This is a genomic window from Achromobacter sp. CF-sbj1-Ac2-l (assembly GCF_052698165.1).
This window is the reverse complement of sequence record NZ_CP199855.1, coordinates 776,605-799,075: the sequence shown is the minus strand read 5'-3', so window position 1 is coordinate 799,075 and position 22,471 is coordinate 776,605. Positions and strand designations below refer to the sequence as shown.

Annotated in this window: 22 protein-coding genes; 14 read left to right on the top strand and 8 right to left on the bottom strand. The window is 66.3% G+C overall.

Features of this window, described 5'->3' with window-relative positions:
- Positions 1-13 precede the first annotated feature (13 nt).
- From ACUDCK_RS03740 to ACUDCK_RS03730, 3 genes are all read left to right on the top strand, one after another.
- The gene (locus tag ACUDCK_RS03740) at positions 14-1,519 is read left to right on the top strand and encodes a tripartite tricarboxylate transporter permease (protein ID WP_054503535.1); all 1,506 of its coding nucleotides are present in this window, start codon (positions 14-16) and stop codon (positions 1,517-1,519) included.
- Positions 1,520-1,722: 203 nt separating this feature from the next.
- The gene (locus ACUDCK_RS03735) at positions 1,723-3,327 is read left to right on the top strand and encodes a gamma-glutamyltransferase family protein (RefSeq protein WP_175168409.1); all 1,605 of its coding nucleotides are present in this window, start codon (positions 1,723-1,725) and stop codon (positions 3,325-3,327) included.
- A 52-nt stretch (positions 3,328-3,379) separates the two neighbouring features.
- The gene (locus ACUDCK_RS03730) at positions 3,380-4,285 is read left to right on the top strand and encodes an NAD(P)-dependent oxidoreductase (RefSeq protein WP_054503533.1); all 906 of its coding nucleotides are present in this window, start codon (positions 3,380-3,382) and stop codon (positions 4,283-4,285) included.
- A gap of 60 nt (positions 4,286-4,345) precedes the next feature.
- Here ACUDCK_RS03730 and ACUDCK_RS03725 read toward each other — a convergent pair.
- Positions 4,346-5,574, bottom strand: a protein-coding gene (locus ACUDCK_RS03725; RefSeq protein ID WP_197487112.1) for an IS3 family transposase whose coding sequence is annotated in 2 segments (ribosomal slippage) — positions 4,346-5,224 and positions 5,227-5,574 — 1,227 coding nt in all. Because the reading frame shifts where the segments join, the coding sequence is not laid out codon by codon here.
- 101 nt (positions 5,575-5,675) lie between these two features.
- Positions 5,676-6,308: an FMN-dependent NADH-azoreductase gene (locus ACUDCK_RS03720; protein ID WP_054503532.1), complete on the bottom strand. Its 633-nt coding sequence runs from the start codon at positions 6,306-6,308 to the stop codon at positions 5,676-5,678.
- 124 nt (positions 6,309-6,432) lie between these two features.
- On the opposite strand from ACUDCK_RS03720, the gene ACUDCK_RS03715 reads away from it, so the two are divergent.
- Entirely contained in the window at positions 6,433-7,374 is a 942-nt protein-coding gene (locus ACUDCK_RS03715; protein WP_054503531.1) for a LysR family transcriptional regulator, read from the top strand.
- On the opposite strand, the gene ACUDCK_RS03710 is transcribed toward ACUDCK_RS03715, so the two are convergent.
- The 6 genes from ACUDCK_RS03710 to ACUDCK_RS03685 form a co-directional block, all read right to left on the bottom strand.
- Positions 7,368-8,297, bottom strand: a complete 930-nt coding sequence (locus tag ACUDCK_RS03710) for a 2-hydroxyacid dehydrogenase (RefSeq protein ID WP_054503530.1) — start codon at positions 8,295-8,297, stop codon at positions 7,368-7,370. The genes ACUDCK_RS03715 and ACUDCK_RS03710 overlap by 7 nt on opposite strands.
- A 113-nt stretch (positions 8,298-8,410) precedes the next feature.
- On the bottom strand, positions 8,411-9,934 hold the full coding sequence (locus tag ACUDCK_RS03705; protein ID WP_054503529.1) for a tripartite tricarboxylate transporter permease: 1,524 nt from the start codon (positions 9,932-9,934) through the stop codon (positions 8,411-8,413).
- A gap of 6 nt (positions 9,935-9,940) precedes the next feature.
- Positions 9,941-10,420 (bottom strand): tripartite tricarboxylate transporter TctB family protein, encoded by a 480-nt coding sequence (locus ACUDCK_RS03700; protein WP_054503528.1) that lies wholly within the window; start codon positions 10,418-10,420, stop codon positions 9,941-9,943.
- A 213-nt stretch (positions 10,421-10,633) separates the two neighbouring features.
- A complete protein-coding gene (locus ACUDCK_RS03695) occupies positions 10,634-12,166 on the bottom strand; it encodes a sensor histidine kinase (protein ID WP_231133066.1) in 1,533 nt (510 codons plus the stop codon).
- A gap of 7 nt (positions 12,167-12,173) precedes the next feature.
- On the bottom strand, positions 12,174-12,860 hold the full coding sequence (locus ACUDCK_RS03690; RefSeq protein WP_020925157.1) for a response regulator: 687 nt from the start codon (positions 12,858-12,860) through the stop codon (positions 12,174-12,176).
- Positions 12,841-13,413: an RNA pyrophosphohydrolase gene (locus ACUDCK_RS03685; protein WP_006392918.1), complete on the bottom strand. Its 573-nt coding sequence runs from the start codon at positions 13,411-13,413 to the stop codon at positions 12,841-12,843. Before ACUDCK_RS03685 ends, ACUDCK_RS03690 begins: the two co-directional genes overlap by 20 nt.
- 65 nt (positions 13,414-13,478) lie before the next feature.
- Here ACUDCK_RS03685 and ACUDCK_RS03680 point away from each other — a divergent pair, with 65 nt between their 5' ends.
- The 10 genes from ACUDCK_RS03680 (at position 13,479) to ACUDCK_RS03635 (ending at position 22,468) form a co-directional block, all read left to right on the top strand.
- The gene (locus ACUDCK_RS03680; RefSeq protein ID WP_054503527.1) at positions 13,479-15,209 is read left to right on the top strand and encodes a proline--tRNA ligase; all 1,731 of its coding nucleotides are present in this window, start codon (positions 13,479-13,481) and stop codon (positions 15,207-15,209) included.
- 57 nt (positions 15,210-15,266) lie between these two features.
- On the top strand, positions 15,267-15,689 hold the full coding sequence (gene ybgC / locus ACUDCK_RS03675) for a tol-pal system-associated acyl-CoA thioesterase (RefSeq protein ID WP_054503526.1): 423 nt from the start codon (positions 15,267-15,269) through the stop codon (positions 15,687-15,689).
- Positions 15,690-15,691: 2 nt separating this feature from the next.
- Positions 15,692-16,372 carry a protein TolQ gene (tolQ, locus tag ACUDCK_RS03670; RefSeq protein ID WP_054503525.1) on the top strand — a complete coding sequence of 227 codons (681 nt, stop codon included), beginning with the start codon at positions 15,692-15,694 and terminating at the stop codon, positions 16,370-16,372.
- Complete coding sequence (locus tag ACUDCK_RS03665) at positions 16,372-16,830, top strand: ExbD/TolR family protein (protein WP_054503524.1); 459 nt, start codon at positions 16,372-16,374, stop codon at positions 16,828-16,830. Before tolQ ends, ACUDCK_RS03665 begins: the two co-directional genes overlap by 1 nt.
- A gap of 39 nt (positions 16,831-16,869) precedes the next feature.
- Entirely contained in the window at positions 16,870-17,976 is a 1,107-nt protein-coding gene (gene tolA / locus ACUDCK_RS03660; RefSeq protein ID WP_175168069.1) for a cell envelope integrity protein TolA, read from the top strand.
- A 16-nt stretch (positions 17,977-17,992) separates the two neighbouring features.
- On the top strand, positions 17,993-19,315 hold the full coding sequence (gene tolB / locus ACUDCK_RS03655; RefSeq protein WP_054503522.1) for a Tol-Pal system beta propeller repeat protein TolB: 1,323 nt from the start codon (positions 17,993-17,995) through the stop codon (positions 19,313-19,315).
- A 31-nt stretch (positions 19,316-19,346) separates the two neighbouring features.
- Positions 19,347-19,847 (top strand): peptidoglycan-associated lipoprotein Pal, encoded by a 501-nt coding sequence (gene pal / locus ACUDCK_RS03650; protein ID WP_006388738.1) that lies wholly within the window; start codon positions 19,347-19,349, stop codon positions 19,845-19,847.
- 85 nt (positions 19,848-19,932) lie between these two features.
- Complete coding sequence (gene ybgF, locus ACUDCK_RS03645) at positions 19,933-20,625, top strand: tol-pal system protein YbgF (protein WP_049071329.1); 693 nt, start codon at positions 19,933-19,935, stop codon at positions 20,623-20,625.
- A complete protein-coding gene (locus ACUDCK_RS03640) occupies positions 20,625-21,668 on the top strand; it encodes a FecCD family ABC transporter permease (protein ID WP_064526147.1) in 1,044 nt (347 codons plus the stop codon). The genes ybgF and ACUDCK_RS03640 overlap by 1 nt, the downstream gene beginning before the upstream one ends.
- Positions 21,665-22,468 (top strand): ABC transporter ATP-binding protein, encoded by an 804-nt coding sequence (locus ACUDCK_RS03635; protein WP_063583243.1) that lies wholly within the window; start codon positions 21,665-21,667, stop codon positions 22,466-22,468. Before ACUDCK_RS03640 ends, ACUDCK_RS03635 begins: the two co-directional genes overlap by 4 nt.
- Positions 22,469-22,471 lie beyond the last annotated feature (3 nt).

Genomic DNA, 22,471 nt, shown 5'->3' with positions numbered 1-22,471 from the left:
GGAGCAACCGGTCATGGAATTGTTTGACAACCTGATGTTGGGTTTCTCGGTGGCGTTCACGCCCGAGAACCTGTTGTACGCGCTGCTGGGCTGCGTCCTGGGTACGCTGATCGGCGTGCTGCCGGGCATCGGCCCGGTCCCGACCATTGCGATGCTGCTGCCGATCACGTACGTGCTGCCGCCGGTGGCCGGCCTGATCATGCTGGCGGGTATCTATTACGGCGCCCAGTACGGTGGTTCGACCACGGCCATCCTGGTGGCATTGCCAGGGGAAACGTCCGCGGTGGTGACCGTGCTGGACGGTCACCAGATGGCCCGCAACGGCCGTGCTGGCGCCGCGCTGGCCATCGCCGCCCTGGGTTCGTTCTTCGCCGGTTGCGTGGCCACGCTGCTGCTGGCCGCCTTCGCGCCCCCGCTGGCTGAAGTCGCCTTCAAGTTCGGCCCCGCCGAGTACTTCTCGCTGATGTGCCTGGGCCTGGTCGGCGCCGTGGTGCTGGCCTCGGGCTCGCTGCCCAAGGCGATCGCGATGATCATCCTGGGTCTGCTGCTGGGCATGGTCGGCACCGACGTCAACTCGGGCGTGGCCCGCTTCGACTTCGGCGTGCCGGAACTGCAGGACGGCATCGACTTCGCCATCGTGGCCATGGGCGTGTTCGGCTTCGCCGAAATCATGACCAACCTCGAGCAGAAGGAAAACCGCGTCGACATCACCGACAAGATCGGCACCCTGTACCCGAACAAGCAGGAATTCAAGGAATCCGCGCCCGCCGTGCTGCGTGGCACGGCCCTGGGTTCGGCCCTGGGCATCCTGCCGGGCGGCGGCGCGGTGCTGTCGTCGTTCGCGTCGTACACGCTGGAAAAGAAGATCTCGAAGAATCCGGAACGCTTCGGCAAGGGCCATCCGGCCGGCCTGGCGGGCCCGGAATCGGCCAACAACGCGGCCGCGCAGACCTCGTTCATCCCGCTGCTGACCCTGGGTATCCCGGGCAACGCCGTGATGGCGCTGATGGTCGGCGCGATGACGATCCACAACATCCAGCCCGGCCCGCAAGTGATGACGAGCCACCCCGAGCTGTTCTGGGGCCTGATCGCCTCGATGTGGATCGGCAACCTGATGCTGGTGGTGCTGAACCTGCCGCTGATCGGCCTGTGGGTCAAGCTGCTCAAGGTGCCCTACCGCATCCTGTTCCCCGCGATCTTGGTGTTCTGCACCATCGGTGTGTACTCGCTCAACTACAACTCGTTCGACATCTTCACGACGGCCATGTTCGGTATCGTGGGCTATGTCTGGTCGAAGCTGAAGTGCGAAGGCGCGCCGCTGCTGCTGGGCCTGGTGCTCGGCCCCATGATGGAAGAGAACTTCCGACGCGCCCTGCTGCTGTCGCGCGGCGACTTCAGCACCTTCGTGACGCGTCCGCTGTCGGCCTCGCTGCTGGCCGTGGCGGTGTTCCTGGTGATCCTGGTGGCCCTGCCGGCGATCCGCAAGAAGCGCGAAGAGACCTTCGTCGAAGAAGATTGAGGACGGCGCCGCCGCGTTGCGCGGCGGTTTCGCTCCCCACCCGAACCCCCGGCTTGCCGGGGGTTTTTATTTGGATTCGCGGTTGCACCGGCGCCAACCGTACGCGTTACCAGAAACCAGTTGCTACAACGCAATACAGAGTGTGGATGCAAACGCCGGCATCTACGTTAAGCTACGGGTTTACCCCCACGCGATGATTCGAGATGAATTTCGACTGGAACAACCCCTATCCCACAACGCGCACGCCGGTCTTCGCCCGCAACATCGTGGCCACTTCGCAGCCGCTGGCGGCGCAGGCCGGGCTGCGCGTATTGGCCGGCGGCGGCAACGCGGTGGATGCGGCCATCGCCGCGGCCGCGACGCTGACGCTGACCGAACCCGTCAGCAATGGCCTGGGATCGGATTGCTTCGCCATCGTCTGGGACGGCTCCAAGCTGCATGGCCTGAACGCCTCGGGCCCGGCGCCGGCAGCCTGGAGTCCCGACTATTTCCGCCGCCGGCATCAGGGCATGATCCCGACCCGCGGTTGGGACAGCGTCACGGTGCCGGGCTGCGTGGCCGGCTGGGCCGCGCTGCATGAAAAACTGGGCCGCGTGTCGTTCGCCGACGTGCTGGCGCCCGCTATCGACTATGCCGAGCGCGGCTTCGCCGTCAGCCCCATGGTGCACCAGAAGTGGGCCGCACAAGCCGACGTGCTGCAGCCGCAACCCGGTTTCGCCGAACACTTCCTGCCGCGGGGCCGGGCGCCGCACATCGGCGAGCACTTCACGCTGAAAGGCGCCGCGGCGACGCTCAAGCGCATCGCCGCCAGCGGCGGCCGTGATTTCTACGAAGGCGAAACGGCCCACAAGCTGGTGGCCCATGCGCAGGCCCACGAGGCCGCCATGACGCTGGCCGACCTGCGCGACTACGCGCCGGAATGGGTGACGCCCGTCAGCCAAGCGTATCGCGGCCATACGCTGCACCAGATTCCGCCCAACGGCCAGGGCATCGCCGCCCTCATCGCGCTCGGGATCCTGCAGAACTTCGATCTGGCGGCGCGGCCGATCGATCATCCCGACACCCAGCATCTGTTGCTCGAGGCCATGAAGCTGGCGTTCGCCGATGTCTATGCGCACGTCGCGGACGCGCGCCACATGCGCGTGACGCCCGAACGGATGCTGCGCGCCGACTACCTGGCCGAACGCGCGCGGCTGATCGATCCGAATGTCGCCCAGGCATTCGCCTGCGGTCATGCGCCGCAGGGCGGCACGGTCTACCTGACCGCCGCCGACCGCAGCGGCATGATGGTCAGCTTCATCCAATCGAACTACATGGGGTTCGGTTCGGGCGTGGTGGTGCCGGGCACCGGCGTCAGCCTGCAGAACCGTGGCCATTGCTTCAGCACCGAAGCCGACCACCCCAACGCGGTGGCGGGTGGCAAGCGCCCCTTCCACACCATCATCCCGGGCTTCCTGATGCGCGACGGCGCGCCGGTCATGAGCTTCGGCGTGATGGGCGGCAACATGCAGCCGCAAGGCCAGGTACAGACGCTGGTGCGCATGCTCGACTACGGCCAGCAGCCGCAGGCCGCTTGCGACGCGCCGCGCTGGAAATGGAACCAGGGGCTGGCGGTGGATGTGGAGTCCTCGATGTCCGCCGCCGTGGCGCAAGGCCTGCGCGCCCGCGGCCACGTGCTCGAAGGCATCGATGACCCGTACATGGATTTCGGTTCCGGCCAGTTCATCTGGCGCCTGGGCGACCCGGCAGTGGATGGCTACGTCAGCGCCAGCGACAGCCGTCGCGACGGACTCGCCGCCGGCTTTTGATTGCGTTAAGGTTACTGCCTCAGGTTTTCCTTTCCAACGCGGAGTTCCCTGCATGGCATCGATCGGTACCAAGAGCTACGACGCAGTCGTGGCCCAGAAAGTCGCATTCCTCGGATTGGGCGTGATGGGCCTGCCCATGGCCGGCCATCTGGCCCGCGCCGGGCACGACGTCACCGTCTACAACCGCACGCCGTCCAAGGCGCAGGCCTGGGCCAGCGAATTCGGCGGCCACAGCGCGATGACGCCGCGCGAAGCCGTGGCGGGCGCGCAGATCGTGTTTGCCTGCGTCGGCAATGACGACGACCTGCGCAGCGTCACCCTCGGGCCGGATGGCGCATTCGCCGGCATGGCGCCGGGCGCGGTGTTCGTGGACCACACCACCGCCTCGGCGGACGTGGCGCGCGAGCTGTACGCGCAAGCCAAGGACCTGGGCCTGAATTTCATCGATGCGCCAGTGTCCGGCGGCCAGGCCGGCGCCGTCAACGGCGTGCTGACGGTCATGTGCGGCGGCGAACAGGCGGTGTTCGATGCCATCAAGCCCGTGGCGCAGGCGTTCGGCCGCGCGGTGACGCGCGTGGGCCCCCCGGGAGCCGGACAACTGGCCAAGATGGTCAACCAGATCTGTATCGCCGGCATCGTGCAAGGTCTGTCGGAAGCCGTGGCGTTCGGCCAGGCCGCCGACCTGGACATGAAACTGGTGCTGGATGTCATCAGCAAGGGCGCCGCGCAAAGCTGGCAGATGGAGAACCGTGGCGGCACCATGGTCGACGACAAGTTCGACTTCGGCTTCGCGGTCGACTGGATGCGCAAGGATCTCGGCCTGGTGCTGGCCGAGGCGCGCCACAACGGCGCCCGGCTGCCGCTGACGGCGCTGGTGGACCAGTTCTACGGCGATGTGCAGAAAATGGGCGGCGGCCGCTGGGATACGTCCAGCCTGATCAAGCGCCTGCGCGATTGACCTCCCGCTCGTGACCCGTCCTGCCCTAGGTTGACACCTACGGGACGGTATCCGTAGCGATTACGGACTGAGCACCCGATGAACTTCATCGGGTGTTTTGCATTGTAGGGACAGATGTGGGCGCTCGGTGTTGTAGATCTGGACAGACTGCCTGACCATGAGCCTGGCTTGGGCCAGATCAGCGGGTCTTTGGAGCAACAGCTCTCCCTTCAGGATGCCGTTGACCCGCTCGGCCAAGGCATTCTGGTAGCAGTCGTAGCCGTCGGTCATCGAGCAACGGATGCCATGGCGGGCGTGCAGGCGCTGGTAGTACGTCGAGCAGTACTGGATGCCTCGATCCGAGTGGTGCACCAACGGCTGACTCGAGCGCCGCGAGCGCAACGCCATCTCCAGCGCGCGGCGCACCCCTTCGGTCTGCAGATTCTCGGCCACGTGGTAGCCCACGATCTTGCGCGAGTAGGCATCGGTCACCAGGCTCAAGTAGGTGCACCGCTGGTCGGTCGGCAGGTAGGTGATGTCCGCCACCCAGACCTGCTCGGGGCCGGTCGCCACCACCTGGCCTTGACCCGCCTTGAGCAGGTTCGGGTGGCGCCGGAAGCGGTGATGGCTGTCCGTGGTCTTGTGATACGCCCGGCGCGGTCTGACCAGCATCCGGGCGCTGCGCAGGATGTCGAACAGCGCATCGCGCCCGGCCTTGATCCCCGCCTCGCGCAGCGGCTGGCGCAGCACGTGATGTAGCTTACGCGTACCCAACTTCGGTTGCCGGACCCGCAACGCCGTCACCATCGACACCACCTGGCAAGCCTGCTGCTGGCGCTCTCGCTCCCTGTGCCTGCCCTTGTAATAGGCCTGGCGGCTGTGCCCCATGTAGCGGCAAGCCCTTGCCACGCTCAACCCTTGGACGAGCTTTTGCGTGAGGACTTGCCCGAAGGCTTTTTTACGACGCGCACCCCGTAGTCTTTCTCCAGCACGTTGACCACGGCCTCGAACAACTGCGCCTTCTCGCGCGCCTCCTTGAGCTGAACCTCCAGCTCCTTGATCCGCTGCTCGGGCGTGAGTCCCTTGCCCTGACGATCCATATCCACTCCTCTGACCGTCGGCAAGCTCCAGCCACTCCAGCCCGGGCGACCATGCTTGCGCAGCCACACCAGCACCGTCGACCGGCCTTGGATCCCGTAGCGACGCTGCGCCTCTTTGTACGTCAGCTCGCCTTTTTCCACCTGCTCGACCACCGACAGTTTAAAAGCCAGGCTGTAATCCCGCTGGGTTCGCTTGATCCTTGATTCCAATTGACTCTCCTTTTTTCTCTCAAAAAGGTGTCAACCAAATTCAGGACGGGTCATCGACGTGAAAAAAAGCGGCCCCGCGGGGCCGCTTTTTTTTCATTGCATCAAGCCGCCTGCAGTGCGCCTCGCGCCGGGGCCAGGTCGAGGGCGTCGATGCGCTGGCGCGCCAGCGCCACGCCTTCGAGCGCCGCGACTTCGCCCATCGCCATGCCTTCGGCGGCGATGAACGTGACCTCGTTCATGCCCAGGAAGCCCAGCATCTGCCGCAGGTACGGCGTCATGGTGTCGTTGGGCGTGCCTTCGGCCTTGCCGCCACGCGCCGTCAGCACGAACACCTGCTTACCCTTCACCAAGCCCTCGGGAACGCCTTCCGGCGTATAACGGAACGTGACGCCGGCACGGGCGACATGGTCCAGGTAGGTCTTGAACTGCGCCGGCAGGTTGAAGTTGTAGACCGGCACGGCGAACACGATGCGGTCCGCCTGCATCAGCTCGGCCACCAGCGCGTCGCTGCGTTCGACGATGCGCTGCTGCTCGACGCTGCGGGCGTCGGCCGGCGTGAACAGGGCGCCGGCGGTCGCGCCGTCGAAATAGGGCAGCGGCTCGGCGCCGATATCGCGCACGGTGACGACGGCGGCCGGATCGGCCTGCTTGACGCGGGCAACCATATGGTCGGCCAATTGCTTGCTGTGCGAGCGCTCGCCCAGAATCGAGGACAGGATGACAAGGGTTTTCATAACGTGATCTCCAGTGCGGACCGCGAAAAGCGCGCGTCCTGAATGCATGACGTCACTGTAGATCGCTTAATTATTCACATAAACCCATGTATGATGAACTATTCGTTCCAGGTATAGAACAATCATGCAAGACCTAAACGACCTCTACTACTTTTCTCAAGTCGTCGAGCAGGGCGGTTTCAGCGCCGCCGCGCGGGCGCTGGATATCCCCAAATCGCGCCTGTCGCGCCGCATTTCGCACCTGGAGGAAAGCCTGGGGGTAAGGCTTTTGCAGCGCACCACCCGACGCCTGCGCCTGACCGCAGCCGGCGAGCGCTACCTGCATTACTGCCGGGAGATGGCCGCCTCGGCCCGCGCGGCCGACGATGCCATGCGCCAGTTGCAGTCCCAGCCCGCGGGGCCGGTGGTGGTCAGTTGCCCGGTGTCGATCGCGCAAGACGTGCTGGCGCCGCTGCTGCCGGAATTCCTCGATGCCTGGCCGGCAATCTCGGTACAACTGCTGGTGACCAACCGCCGGGTCGACCTGATCCGCGAAGGCGTGGACCTGGCCTTGCGCGTGAGGACCAAGCTCGATACCGATGCCGAACTGGTGGTACGCCACCTGGGCACCGCGCGCGGCACGCTGGTGGCCAGCCCCGGCTACCTGCAGCGCCACGGTGCGCCCGACACCCCGCAGGACCTGGCCTCGCACACGACGTTGAGCTTCAGCGATCCGCAGAATGAGGTGCGTTGGCCGCTGCGCAACGACAAGGGCGAAGAGGTGCATATCGAACTCAAGCCGCAGTTGTCGTGCAACGACTTCATCGTGCTGGTGGAGGCCGCCGTGCGCGGCCGCGGCATCGCGCTGCTGCCGTCGATCGCGACCCAGGAGGAACTGCGGCGCGGCCAACTGGTGCCGGTCCTGCCGCAGTGGCAGTCGCCGGAAGGCATCGTCCACTGCATCTATCCGTCCCGGCGCGGCATGATGCCGGCGGTGCGCACCCTGCTGGATTTCCTGTCGCAGCGCCTGCCCCCCACCTACCAGCGCCTGGAGAAGCAAGGCGCCACGGCGCCTGCCGCTCAGTAGCCGCGCTCGCGCTCGACCACGCCGGTGATGGGCTCGCCGCGCATCAGCCGGGCGACCTTGCCGGCAATCTGCTCGATGCTTTCGTCGCGCAGCGTGCGGGCGGCGATGTGCGGCGTGACATGCACGCGCGGATCGCGCCAGAACGGATGGTCCTTGGGCAGCGGCTCGGTATGGAACACGTCGAGCGTCGCGCCGGCGATCTCGCCCTCTTCCAGCATCCGCACCAGGTCGTCCTCGACCAGGTGTTCACCACGGCCGACGTTGACCAGGTGCGCCTCGGGCAGCAGTTGGCCAAGCGTGTCGCGGTTGAGGATGCCACGGGTGTCGGGCGTGAGAGGCAGCACGTTCACCAGGAAGCGGGTGCGCGCCAGGAAGGCCGGCAACGCGTCCTGCCCGGAGAAGGACTCCACGCCGGGGATCTCGCGCGGCGTGCGCGACCAGCCCGCCACCGGATAACCGAACTCGGCCAGCGTCTGCGCCACGCGCGCGCCCACCTGGCCCAGGCCCAGCACGCCCACCGGCCAGTCGGCCTGGCGCGTGCCTTCGCGGGTATCCCAGTGCTGGCGCGCCTGCGACTCGTCAAAGGCCTGAAAGTCGCGCGACACGCGCAGCAGCGCGTACAGCGCATATTCGGCCATCTGCACCGACATGCCCGCGTCCTCGAGGCGGACGATGCGCACGTGCGGCGGGATTTCCTTCATCTTGAGCAAGGCATCCACGCCCGCGCCCAGATTGAACAGCGTCTCGATGCGGGTCTCGTGCCGGAACAGTTCCGCCGGCGGCTTCCACACCAGGGCGACCTCGGCGCCGGAGGGCGGGCCATCGGGATTCCAGACGGAAATGCGACAGCCGGGCATGGCGGCTTGCAGGCGCGGGACCCAGACGTCGGGGTCGTGCAGGGGGCAGGCGAAAAGGATATGCATGGCGTAGATCCGGACAGGCTCGGGAAATCGCAAGCATGGGGGAAGATGGCGCACAAATCAAACGGCCCGGCGTGAACGCCGGGCCGTGTCTGACACGCGGAACGCGGAGCCGGTCAGGCGGCCTGGGTGACCTGCGGCTTGTTCTTGTTCTTGCCGCGGCGCAGGAAGGCCCACACCTGCAGCAGGATGAGCAGCGCGCTGGCGCCGATGAACCAGGCGCTGATCGGACGTTCGATGAACACCGCCAGGTCACCGCGCGACAACAGCAAGGCGCGGCGGAAGTTCTCTTCGACCATGGGCCCCAGCACGAAGCCGAGCAGGATCGGCGCGACCGAGAATTCCAGCGTCATCAGGACGGCGCCGATCACGCCAAAAGCCAGCACTTCCCAGATCTGGAAGAGGCTGTTCTGGGTGCTGAACACGCCCACCGCGATGAAGAACAGCGCCGACGGGAACAGGTAGCGGTAAGGCACCTGCAGCAGCTTGACCCAGACGCCGATCAGCGGCACGTTGAGCACCATGAGCAGCACGTTGCCAACCCAGAAGCTGGCGATCAGGCCCCAGAAGATGTCCGGATGCTCGGTGATCAGTTGCGGGCCGGGCTGGATGCCCTGGATCAGCAGCGCGCCCAGGATCAGCGCCATCACCGCGTCGCCGGGGATGCCCAGGCTCATCGTGGGGATGAAGTCGACCTGCGTCTTCGAGTGCGACGAGGCTTCGGGCGAGGCCACGCCGGCGATCATGCCGGTGCCGAACTTCTCGGGCGTCTTGGAGATCTTGCGTTCCAGCGCGTAGGCCACGAAGGTGGTGATGGTCGGGCCGGTGCCGGGCATGGCGCCGAACAGCGTGCCGACGGCGGTGCCGCGCACCATCGGCCAGAAGGCCGTCTTCAGTTCCTGCTTGCTGGGACGCATGTCGCGCAGGCGCAGCTTGGCGCCGCTGCCGATGATGGTCATGCGGTTGACGCTCATCAGGAAGTCGGCCACGCCGAACAGGCCCATCGAGATCGCCACCAGTTCCAGGCCGTCGGACAGGTCGAGCAGGCCGAACGAGAAGCGGATGGTGCCGGTGTTCACGTCGGTGCCGACCACGCCGCACATCAGGCCGAACAGCGTCATGGCCACGCCCTTGAGCGGCGAACCGCGCGACATGGTGGCGCCGGCCAGCAGGCCCAGCAGCATGATCGAGAAAATCTCGGTCGGGCCGAACTTGAAGGCGACTTCGACCAGCAGCGGCGAGGCGAAGATCATGACGATGATGCCGACCGAGGCCGCGAAGAACGAGCAGATCATCGTGATGCCGAGCGCCGTTCCTCCCTTGCCCTGTTTGGTCAATGGATACCCGTCAAGACACGTCACCGCGTGCGGCGGGTGCGAAGGCAGGTTGAGCAGGATCGCGCCGATGGCGCCGCCGTACTGCGAACCGTAGAAGATGCCGGCCAGCATCAGGATGGCAGGCACCGGCTGCATCACGTAAGTCAGCGGCAGCAGGATCGAGATGGCCGACAGCGCGCCCATGCCGGGCAGCACGCCGATGAGGTTGCCCACCAGCACGCCGAAGAACGACCACATCAGGTTGTGGAGCTGGAAGGCGACGCCGAAGCCGTACCAGAGGTCGGTCAAAGCTTGAGAAATCATGACGCATCAACCCCAGCGAAACAGCGGCAGCTGCAGTTGCAGCGCCCACCAGAAAACCACCACCGCGATCACGGACATGCCGAGCGACAGTACGAACGCCTGCTTGACCGTGTTCTTGCGGTCGCCCAGGGCGGAGATGAAGACGATAGCGAAGGTCGCTGGCAGCAGGCCGCCATAGTGGCCCAGCAGCAGGAACGCCAGCGTGCCCAGCAGGATGCAGGCGCTGCCGCGGAAATCCGGCAGGCCATGCGCGTGGCCGTCGCCCGGCGCCGGCGGCGTGGCCTCGCCGGAGCGTGCCGAGATGGCGATCAGGATCCCCGTCAATGCGAGCAGGCCGCCCAATGCCGCGGGAAAGAACCCGGGGCCCATGTGGCTGAGCGTTCCAATGTGATAGTCCGTACCACCGTAGATCGCCCCCAATCCGACTAGGACCATCAGGGCGCCGCCGTAATAGTCCTTTCTATTAATTGTTTTTTGCACTTCCATCCTCCTGAAGCAGGGCCGTGCGGGCCCCTGGGATGCCGCCCGGAACGAGCGCCACCCGGCCTTTTCAACAACAGGCCGGTTCGCAGGTTAAGGATGGAACCTGCTAATTCGCTTTCTATGCGCTGTCGAGTCCCTGAATTCGGGGGTTATCCCTGATGGGAATCCACGAGCGGCGCTATGAAGGCCAGGGAGAAAGATTGAAAGCTTTGGCGATTACTGGTCGCCGGTGAAGGGCACTTCGGCAGGCCGGGGATATTGCGACACGGTGGTGGCCAGGGGCAGCCACACGACGGAGGCCAGGCCGACGCCGCCCTGCGCGTTGGGTTCGCCGTCGCGCAGATCGATGTCGCCATCGTTGCGGCGGGCGTAGGCGCGCGCGATCGCCAATCCGAGGCCGGAACCGGAGGATGTGACCGGTTTGTCCGTGCCGACCCGCTCGAAGCGGGCGAAAGCCCGCGCGCGCAGGTCCGGATCGAGCCCCGGGCCGTTGTCGGACACGGCCACTTCGGCGCGATCGCCGTGGCGGCCGACCGAGACCGTGATGCGCGCCCCCACGGGCGCGTAGTGGATGGCGTTGTGCACCAGGTTGGAAAGGGCCTCGTGCAGCTCGGCCTCGTTGCCGGAGACCGGGACCTCGACCTCGTGGCCCTGCTCGTTGGTGGCCTGCACCCACCCCAGGTCCTGCTGTTTCTCGTGCGCCAGCGGCAGGTACTGCAGCACCACCTCGCGCGAGACAGCGTTCAGGTCGAGCAGTTGGCGGGGCACCTGGTCGGCCTGGTTGGCATGCGCCAGCGACAGCAACTGCTCGGTCAGGCGGCGGGTGCGCCCCAACTGGTCGACGATGGCGCGCAACCCTTCCTGGGCCCGGGCCGGGTCGCGCTCTCGCAGGGCGTACTGGGCCTGGGTCAGCATGATGGCCAGCGGCGTGCGCAGTTGGTGCGAGGCGTCGGCCAAGAAGTGCGACTGCTCGTCCAGCACGCGGCGGTAGCGGGCGATGTGGTGGTTGACGGCGTCGACCAGCGGCGCCACTTCGCTCGGCACGCGCGAGGCGTCGAGCGGGGTCAGGTCTTCGGGCCGGCGGTTGCGGATGTCGGCGCGCAGCCGCCGCAACGGCTTCAGGGCCCAGGACACGCCCCACCAGACCAACAACACGACCAGCGCCAGCATGCGGGCGTCGCGCAGGATTTCCTGGCGGCGGGCGCTGTCTTCGGCCTCGATGCGCTTGCCCGTGCTTTCGGCCACCAGCACCAGCACCTGGCGGTGGACGCCCTGGTAGTACAGATCGCGCACCAGCGACACCACCCGTACCGGATCGTTGCGGTAGACCCCGTCGTAGAACACCGGCAGGCCATTGGAGCGCGGCCAGGTGGGCGGCCGCGGCAGTTCCGGCATGCCCAACAGGGTCTTGCCCTGTTCGGCCGGCACCGGCGACTCATCCGGCAGGGGCGGGTCGATCTGCTCGATGCGGAAATACTTGCGCAGGCCGGCCCGCGATTCCAGCATGACCTGGGCGTACAGCGGCGTGGCCACTTGCAGCGAACCGTCGGGCGCGAACTCCAGGCTGCTCTCGAGCACGCGGGCGGGTTCGAGCAGGGCGCTATCGTAGGCCTCGTTGGTGATCTCGGACAGGGTACGGTAGTCGTTCAGGCTGTCGATGACCAGCAGCGCCACCACGCCGGGCAGCAGCAGGATGATCAGCAGCGCGCGGATGCCGACTCGCGGCAGCCCTGGAATCCGGAGGCTCACGAGCGAGTCAGGAGTCGGCGGCTTCGCTGGCCACGCTTTCCAGCATGTAGCCCAGTCCGCGGACGGTCACGATGCGCACGTCGCTGCCGGCCAGCTTCTTGCGCAGGCGGTGCAGCACCACCTCGATGGCGTCGGGGTTGGCTTCGCTGTCGTGGGTGAAGACCTTGCCGAACAACTGCGATTTGTCCACGGGATAGCCGCTGCGCGTCAGCAGCGCCGCCAGGGCGGCGTGCTCGCGCGGGGTCAGGAACAGCAGGGAGCCGTCGAGCGTGAAGGCGCGGCTTTCGCTGTCGTAGGACAGCGAGCCACATTGCAGGCGCGGATGCTGGCGGCCGCGGCTGCGGCGCACCAGCGCGGTCAGGCGGGCTTCAAGTTCTTCGAGGGCGAACGGCTTGGTCAGGAAGTCGTCGGCGCCCAGGTTGAGGCCGCGCACGCGGTCCTGCAGCGCGCCCTGGGCGGTCAGCAGCAGCACCGGGGTGCGATCGTCGCGGTTGCGCATCTCGCGCAGCACCACCAGGCCGTGCTTGTCGGGCAGGCGCAGGTCCATGACGATGGCGTCGTACTCGGTGCCCGCCATGAACGCTTCGGCCGTGCGGGCGTCGGCCGCGTGGTCCGGCACGAATCCGCTCTGCGCGAGCGCGCGCATCAGCCAGGACGCCATGTCCCGTTCATCTTCAACCAATAATATGCGCATGACCGTCCGTTCCTTCGGGCAAGTTCTCTGCCGCCCGCTGCCCATGCACGCGCTGACGCAGGTAGCGGGTTTCGTGGTGACGCCGAAAGAGGATTGCCGACAACTCGTTCAACGCCTGGGTATAGACGTCCCGCTTGAACTCGATCACGGCATCCAGCGGCACCCAGTACTGGCTCCAGCGCCAGGCGTCGAATTCCGGATGCTGCGTCGCGCGCAGGCATACGTCGCTGTCACGTCCCACCAGGCGCAACAAGAACCAAATCTGCTTTTGTCCTTTATAGTGGCCGCGCCACTCACGCCGGACGAAGTGATCGGGCACGTTATAACGTAACCAATCGCGTGTACGCCCCAAAATACGGACATGCTCGGGCTTCAGGCCCACCTCTTCATGGAGCTCGCGATACATGGCCTGCACCGGGCTTTCGCCGTACTTGATGCCGCCCTGCGGGAACTGCCAGGCATGTTCCCTGATACGCTTGCCCCAAAAGACCTCGTTTCTGCTATTGACGAGAATGATGCCGACATTGGGGCGGTAGCCTTCGCGGTCAAGCATGGGCCACCCCCACCGAATTCAATACAATTACAGTCGATTATACGTATCTGCTGCCACCTTTAAACATGCGCGCATCCAACTACCATATCAACACCCTCAAAGAAGCCCCTTCCGAAGCGGAAGTCGCCAGCCACCAGCTCATGACCCGGGCCGGGATGATCCGCAAGCTGGCGGGCGGCATCTACACCTACATGCCCCTCGGCCTGAAGGTCATCCGCAAGGTCGAGGCCATCATCCGCGAGGAAATGAACGCCGCCGGCGCGATCGAGCTGCTGATGCCGGTGGTCCAGCCCGCCGAACTCTGGATGGAATCCGGCCGCTGGGAACAGTACGGCGCGGAACTGCTGCGCATCAAGGACCGGCACCAGCGCGATTTCGTGCTGCAGCCCACCTCGGAAGAGGTGATCACCGACATCGCCCGCAACGAGATCCACAGCTACCGCCAACTGCCGGTGAACTTCTATCACATCCAGACCAAGTTCCGGGACGAGCGCCGTCCCCGCTTCGGCCTGATGCGCGGCCGTGAATTCACCATGAAGGACGCCTACTCCTTCGACCGCGACGAAGCCGGCGCCCAGAAGAGCTACGACACCATGTACGCCGCGTACATGCGCATTTTCGGCCGCCTGGGCCTGGAATTCCGCGCAGTGGCGGCCGACACCGGCTCCATCGGCGGCACCCGCAGCCATGAATTCCAGGTGATCGCCGACACCGGCGAGGACCTGCTGGTCTACAACGCCGACTCCGACTACGCCGCCAACATCGAGCTGGCCGAAGCGCCCAGCCTGTACCCCACGCGCGGCGCGGCCACCCAGGCGATGGCCGACGTGGCCACCCCGGGCGCCGCCAAGTGCGAGGACGTGGCCCGCCTGCTGGGCCTGCCGCTGGAGCAGACGGTCAAGTCGATCGTCCTGGCCACCGACGGCGACAAGGGCAAGGTCGACATCTGGCTGCTGCTGCTGCGCGGCGACCACGAGCTGAACGAAATCAAGGCCGGCAAGCTGCCGGGCCTGGCCGGCTTCCGTTTCGCGACCGAGACCGAGATCGTCGAACACTTCGGCTGCAAGCCGGGCTACCTGGGCCCGGTGCGCACTGCGCGCCCGGTGCACGTCATCGCCGACCGCACCGTGGCCAACATGGCCGACTTCGTCTGCGGCGCCAACCGCGAAGACTTCCACATCCAGGGCGTGAACTGGGGCCGCGACCTGCCCGAGCCCGAACTGGTGGCCGACCTGCGCAACGTGGTCGCCGGCGACCCCTCGCCGGACGGCAAGGGCACGCTGTCGATCCAGCGCGGCATCGAGGTGGGACACGTTTTTTATCTGGGTAAAAAATACTCCGAAGCCCTCAAGGCGACCTTCCTGGACGAGACCGGCAAGCCAGCCGTCCTGGAGATGGGCTGCTACGGTATCGGCGTGACCCGCATCGTCGGCGCCGCCATCGAACAGAACCACGACGCGCGCGGCATCATCTGGCCGCGCGCCCTGGCACCGTTCGAAGTGGTGATCTGCCCGGTCGGCTGGGGCAAAAGCGAAACCGTGCGTAACACCTCCCTGAAACTGTACGAATCGCTGCTGGCGCGCGGCGTGGACGTCATCCTGGACGACCGCGATGCCCGCCCCGGCGTGATGTTTGCCGAGTGGGAATTGATCGGCGCGCCGCTCCGTGTAACAGTTGGAGAACGCGGCCTGAACGACGGTGTGGTGGAATTGCAGGCCCGTCGGGAAACCGAAGCGGCCAAGATTCCGGTAGAGTCCGCGCTTGAAGCCGTGCTGACGAAACTCGACACGCTGTAAACCTTATAGCAACTACGGACTTTTCGCGTCCCGACCCGCATCATCGAAGCCCGCATCGTGACCGTTCCGAAGTCCGCCGAATCCCGCCTGCAGGTCCGCGTCTACTATGAAGACACGGACGCGGGCGGGGTGGTTTTCTACGCCAACTACCTAAAATTCCTGGAGCGCGCCCGCACCGAGTGGCTGCGCGACCTGGGGGTCAACCAGTCCGGCCTGGCCGCCAGCGAGCAACGGCTGTTCGTCGTCCGCTCGCTGGACATGTCGTACCGCAAGCCGGCCAGACTGGACGATTTGCTTACCATACGCAGCCGGGTCACACGACTGGGCCGCGCTTCGATACACTTCGCGCAGCGCGCAGAACGGGACGGGGAACTGCTTGCCGAAGGCAATATCCAAGTCTGCTGCGTCGATGCCGTCAACATGCGGCCGGTGGAACTGCCGGCCGACGTCCGCGCCAAACTGGAATCAATTCAGGAATAACCATGCAAGCCACCAACGACATGTCGTTGCTTTCGTTGATTTCGCACGCCAGCGTGCCGGTGCAACTGATCATGCTGATGCTCCTGGGCATCTCGATCATGTCCTGGACCTATATTTTCGCCAAGCGGCTGGCCATCAAGCGTGCCCATGCCCAGACCCGCCGCTTCGAGGATGACTTCTGGTCCGGTGGCGACCTGTCGATGCTGCAGCAGGCCGTGGCCTCGCGCCGCGACGAACAAGGCGCCCTGGCCCGCATCTTCGACGCCGGCATGACCGAATTCCTCAAGGCCCGCCGCGGCAACGCCAGCACCGACGCCACCGCCCTGCTCGACGGCCCGCGCCGCGCCATGCGCGCCGCCTACCAGCGCGAAATGGACGCCCTGGAGTCGCACCTGAACTTCCTGGCCTCGGCCGGTTCGGTCTCGCCCTACATCGGCCTGCTGGGCACGGTCTGGGGCATCATGCACGCCTTCATCGGCCTGTCGAACATGCAGCAGGCCACGCTGGCGTCGGTGGCTCCCGGCATCGCCGAAGCGCTGATCGCCACCGCCATCGGCCTGTTCGCCGCCATCCCCGCGGTGGTCGCCTACAACCGTTTCACCAACGACATCGACCGCATCTCGATCCGCTTCGACAGCTTCGTCGATGAATTCCTGAACATTCTGCAACGGCAGGTGCGCTAATGCCCTCGGTAAGCTCGCGCGGCAGATCCGGCCGCCGCATGAAGGCCGACATCAATGTGGTGCCGTACATCGACGTGATGCTGGTGCTGCTGGTCATCTTCATGGTGACCGCGCCGCTGATCACGCCGGGCCTGATCCAGTTGCCCTCGGTGGGCGCGGCGTCCGATGTCCCGGTCAAGCCGCTTGAAGTCCAGATTTCGGAAGACGGCAAGATCGCGCTGCGCATGCGCGAGCCTGGCGCCACGCTGCAGGACATCGCCCGCCCCGAACTGGTGGCGCAGGTGCGCTCGCGCATCACCGCGGAAACGCCGGTGGTGATCGCGGCCGACGGCAAGGTGCCGTACGAGACGGTCGTGAAGGTCATGGACGAACTGCGTACCAATGGCATCACCCGCCTGGGCCTGCTGGTGGACCAATCCGCCGGCGGCAACCAGCCCGCTACCGCGAAGAAACGCTAACGCGACGTCCTCCGCCGGCGCCGCCGGCTTGCAACGCTCATGACGCCACCCATCATTCGACACCACAGCGGCCCCCCGGCCACGCCGCCCAACAACGACAACCGGATCGCCCTGGTCCTGGCGTTGCTGGTGCACGCGCTGCTGCTGGCCGTGTTGATCTTCAACCTGAACTGGCGCACCGAAAACCCGGGGCCGGTGGAAGTGCAGTTGTGGGCCGACGGCAATTCGCCCGTCTCGCCCCCGCCGCAGCCACAGCCCGAACCGCCCAAGCCCCAGCCCAAGCCGCAACCCCAGCCGGAACCGGAAAAGACGCCGGAGCCGCCGCCCCCCCCTCCGCCGCCCAAGCCGGAACCGCAAGCCCAGCCCAAGCCTGACGAGGTGGATCCGGAAATCGCGCTGCAGGAAGCCAAGAAAAAGAAGGAGCAGGAAGAGCGGGCACGGCAGGCCGCCGAGGCCGCCAAGGAAAAGGCGCGCTTGGAGGAAGAGCGCAAGCAGGCCGAGCTGAAGGAAAAGAAGCGCCTGGAACAGGAACGCCAGGCCGCCGAGAAGGCCGCTGCGGACAAGGCCGCTGCCGAAAAGGCCGCTGCCGAGAAGGCTGCCGCCGAAAAGAAGGCCAAGGACGACGCCGCCAAGAAGGCGGCCGAGAAAGCCGCCGCCGAAAAGGCCGCAGCGGAGAAGGCCGCTGCCGAGAAAGCCGCGGCTGACAAGGCCGCCGCCGAAAAGGCCGCCGCCGAGAAGAAGGCCAAGGAAGAAGCCGCCAAGAAGGCCGCTGCCGACAAGGCCCTGAAGGACGCGTTCCGCAACGACGCCCTGGGCGCGGCCGGCATTCCCGGCGGCACCGCCGACCGCAACCAGGCCGGTGGCGGGCGCGATAGCGGCTACGGCGCCAAGGTGCGCGCCTGCGTGCAGCCCGGCGTGGCCTACCCGCCGCCGCCGCGCAGCGGATCGGACAATCCGACGGCCCAATACCGGGTACAGTTAGGTTCTGACGGGAAGGTTAACGGGGTCACGCTGACCAGTTCCTCCGGCAACCCGGGCTTCGACCGCGCGGTCGAGACCGGCATCCGCCGTTGCAACCCCTTCCCCAAGCCTTCGACCGGCCGCTACGAGCCCATCATTGACGTTGTGTACAGAATGTATGATTGACAGGAGATTGCTGATTATGACTCCCGCCCATAGCCGACGAGCTTCCCCCCTCGTTCTCTGGCGATCGTATGGATTCGGCCTGTTGCTGCTGGCGCTTGCCTGCCTGATGGCCATCAGGCCCGCCCAGGCGCAGTTGCGTGTCGATATCTCCGGCACCGGCGCCACCCAATATCCCGTCGCCATCGCCGATTTCGCGGTGGATGATGCCCACGGCCGCGCCCTGGCCGAAGTGATCCGCGCCGACCTGACCCGCACCGGCCAGTTCCGCCTCATCAACGCGGCCGGTTCGGGCCTGAACGTCGATTCGCCCATCGCCCATGACGACTGGCGCGCCAAGGGCGCCGACTTCATCGCCTATGGCAGCATCGTGCGCGGCAGCGACGGCCGCTACGACGTCCGCTACCGCCTGGCCGACACGGTCAAGAAAGGCCAGTTGGATGGCGTCGCGTTCTCCGGCACCGAGCAGGAACTGCGCCGCGTCGCCCACCAGATCGCCGACCGCATCTATGAAAAGATCACCGGCGTGCGCGGCGTGTTCTCGACCCGCATCGCCTACGTGCTCAAGCAAGGCGCCACCTATGAACTGCAGGTGGCGGACGCCGATGGCCAGAATCCGCAGGTCGCCCTGCGTTCGCGCGAGCCGATCATCTCGCCGTCCTGGTCGCCCGATGGCTCCAAGCTGGCGTACGTGAGCTTCGAATCCGGCAAGCCGGTGGTGTACGTGCACACGCTGGCCACCAGCGCCCGCGTGCCGGTCGCCAACTTCAAGGGCAACAACAGCGCCCCCGGCTGGTCGCCCGACGGCACCCAGCTTGCCGTGGCCCTGACGCGTGACGGTCTGTCGCAAATTTACATCGTTAGCGCGGCCGGCGGCTCGAATATGAAGCGAGTTACGCGTTCTCCCGGGATTGACACCGAGCCGAGCTTTACGCCGGACGGCCGTTCCATTATCTTTACCAGTGACCGCAGCGGCGGGCCGCAGATTTACCAAACCGGCCTGGACGGTGGCGATGCTCGCCGCCTCACGTTTAATGGTGGTTACAACATCTCACCCCGAATTTCCCCCGATGGATCGACGCTGCTGTACGTTGCCAGACGCGACGGCGCGTTCCGTATCGCATCGTTGAACCTGTCCTCCGGCTCGGAGAACTTGTTGACCGATGGTCGTGACGATCAGTCGCCAAGCTTCGCGCCGAACGGCATGCAAGTCCTCTACGCCGCGATCCAAAACGGACGTAGCGTGCTTGCAGGTGTTTCGAGCGATGGTCGCGTACGGCAGACGCTTTCGGTACTGAACGGGGAAATACGTGAACCGACTTGGGGCCCATTTACCCGATAACACGTGTGACTCTCTTTGCAAAGGAACTATCATGAAGTCGCGCATTGCCAAAAGCCTAACCATCGCCGCTCTGGCCGCCACCCTGGCAGCTTGCAGCTCCGTCCCTCTCGACGATAAAGCGGGTCAGGGCGGAGGCGCTGGCCAAGGATCCTCGGCCTCCGGCCAGATCCTTGATCCCTTCAACCCCCAAAGCATCCTGGCGCAACAGCGCTCGGTATACTTTGACTTCGACAGCTACACGGTGTCCGACCAGTACCGCGGCTTGGTGGAAACCCACGCCCGCTACCTGGCCTCGCACCAGCAGCAGAAAATCAAGATCGAAGGCAACACCGACGAACGCGGCGGCGCCGAATACAACCTGGCCCTGGGCCAGCGCCGTGCCGACGCCGTGCGTCGCATGATGACCCTGCTGGGCGTCAGCGACAACCAGATCGAAACCATCAGCTTCGGCAAAGAAAAGCCGAAGGCGACTGGCTCGTCGGAAGCCGACTTTGCGGAAAACCGCCGCGCCGATATCGTTTATCAGCGCTAAGCTTTCCGTATAGTTAAGTGCCCCACCACGCGTCGGGACGGTCAACCGGCCGTCCCGACGTTTGCTTTTATCCCCGGGAATTTTCATGCGCGATAACGTTCTGTCCCTGCGTCCCTTGATGGCGGCCACTGGCCTGGTGCTGGCCGCCCTGACGGCGCCCGCCCACGCTTTCTCCGATGATGAGGCCCGCAAGGCCATCCTGGATTTGCGCCAGCAGGTGCAGCAACAGAACGAGCAGAGCCAACGGGCCAAACTGCAATTGGCCGACCAGATCCAGGCGCTGCAGCAGGAAATCGCCCAATTGCGCGACCAGCTCGAACTGGTGTCGCGCCAGCAGCCCAGCGCCAATAAGCCGGGCGGCGCGCCAGGCGGCGCCAACCCGCCGGGCGCCACGGCCGGCGACCCGCAGGAGCAGGCCGCCTACGACGGCGCCATCGACCTGTTCCGCAAGGGCCAGTACAAGGAGGCGTCCGAATCGCTGGCCGCCTTCACCGCGCTCTACCCCGCCAGCCAGCTCGCGCCCAGCGCCCAGTTCTACCTGGGCAGCAGCCGCTACGCGCTGAAGGATTTCAAGGGCGCCATCGAGCAATTGAACGCCATGGTGCAGAAGGCCCCCGACAACGCCCGCGCCCCCGACGCCCTGCTGGTGATCGCCGGCAGCCAGATCGAGATGAACAACCGCGCCGGCGCCAAGACCACGCTGCAGCGCATCGTCCGCGACTACCCGACCACGCCGGCCGCCAACACGGCCAAGAGCCGCCTGCAACTGCTGCAGTAATGGCGCAAGCCGCTTCAGCGGTCGCCGCCTACCGGCATATCCTGCGCCGCCGCGCGGGGCTCATCGCCCTGCTGCTGGCGGCGATTTGCATTGGGCTGCTGCTCGACTTCACGCTCGGCCCCTCGGGCCTGGGCTGGGGCGAACTGTGGCGCACACTGAGCGCGCCGGCGTCGGCCGATCCGACGCTGCGCGTGATCGTCTGGGATATCCGGCTACCTTACGCCCTCATGGCCGCGCTGGTCGGCATGGCGCTGGGCCTGGCGGGCGCCGAAATGCAGACCATCCTGAACAATCCCCTGGCGAGCCCATTCACGCTGGGCGTGTCGTCGGCGGCCGCCTTCGGCGCGTCGCTGGCCATCGTGCTGCACCTGGGCGTGCCCGGCATCCCCGACGGCTGGCTGATCGCCGGCAATGCCTTCCTGTTCGCCATGCTGGCGGCCCTGCTGCTGGACGGCGTGGCACGCCGGGGCGGCATCAACACCTCGGGCGTGGTGTTGTTCGGCATCGCCATGGTGTTCACCTTCAACGCGCTGGTGTCGCTGGTGCAGTTCACCGCCAGCGCCGAGGCGCTGCAGAGCCTGGTGTTCTGGACCATGGGCAGCCTGGCGCGCTCGAGCTGGACCACGGTCACCGCCCTGGGACTGGCGTTCGCGCTGGCGCTGCCGCTGGCCATGCGCCAGTCCTGGAAACTGACCGCGCTGCGGCTGGGCGAGGAACGCGCCGCCAGTTTCGGCGTGGACGTGCGCCGCGTGCGCGTGACGGCGCTGGCGCGCGTCAGCCTGCTGTCGGCGCTGGCGGTGGCGTTCGTCGGCACCATCGGGTTCATCGGCCTGATCGCGCCCCATATCGCCCGCCGGCTGGTGGGCGAGGATCACCGCTTTTTCCTGCCGGGCAGCGCGCTGGTGGGCGGCGTCATCCTGTCGCTGGCCTCGGTGGCGTCCAAGAACCTCGCGCCCGGCGTCATCGTGCCGGTCGGGATCGTAACCTCGCTGATCGGCATTCCATTCTTCGTCGCGGTGGTGCTGCGCCGGAGGCTGCCATGACGGGCGCCACGCGTGCGCCGGCGCTGGCGATCGACGGCATCAGCGCCGGCTATGGCGGCACGGACGTGCTGCACGACCTGTCCTTGCCGCGCCTGGGTGCTGGCGAGGTCACGGCCCTGCTGGGCCCCAATGGCAGCGGCAAATCGACGCTGCTCAAGGCGCTGGCGGGACTGGTGAAGGTGCGCGCCGGACGGGCGCGACTAAACGACCTGGAGCTGGCGCGGATGGATTTCGCCACCCGCGCGCGCCATCTGGTCTATCTGCCGCAAAGCCTGCCGGCCGCCGTGCACCTGCGCGTGTTCGAATCGGTGCTGGTGGCGGCCCGCGCCAGTGAGGCCGAGGGCCCGCCCACGGACCTGCACGGGATCGACCGGCTGCTGGAAAGGTTGGGCATCGGCCATCTGGCGCTGTCCTACCTGGACGCGCTGTCCGGCGGCCAGAAGCAGCTGGTGGGGCTGGCGCAGGCGCTGGTGCGGCGGCCGCGCGTGCTGCTGCTGGACGAACCGCTGTCGGCGCTGGACCTGAATTACCAGTTCCATGTGATGCGGCTGCTGAAACAGGAAACCGCCGACCACGGCCTGATCACGGTGATCGTGCTGCATGACCTGAACGTGGCGCTGCAACACGCCGACCGGGCGGTGATGATCCATGGCGGCAGGCTGGTCGCCGCGGGCGCGCCGGCCGACGTCATCACGCCGGCCTCGCTGGCCGCCGTGTATGGCGTGCGGGGCCGGGTCGAGGCCTGCTCGCGGGGACGGCTGCAGGTGCTGATCGACGATCTGGAGGCCAATCCTCACTGACCC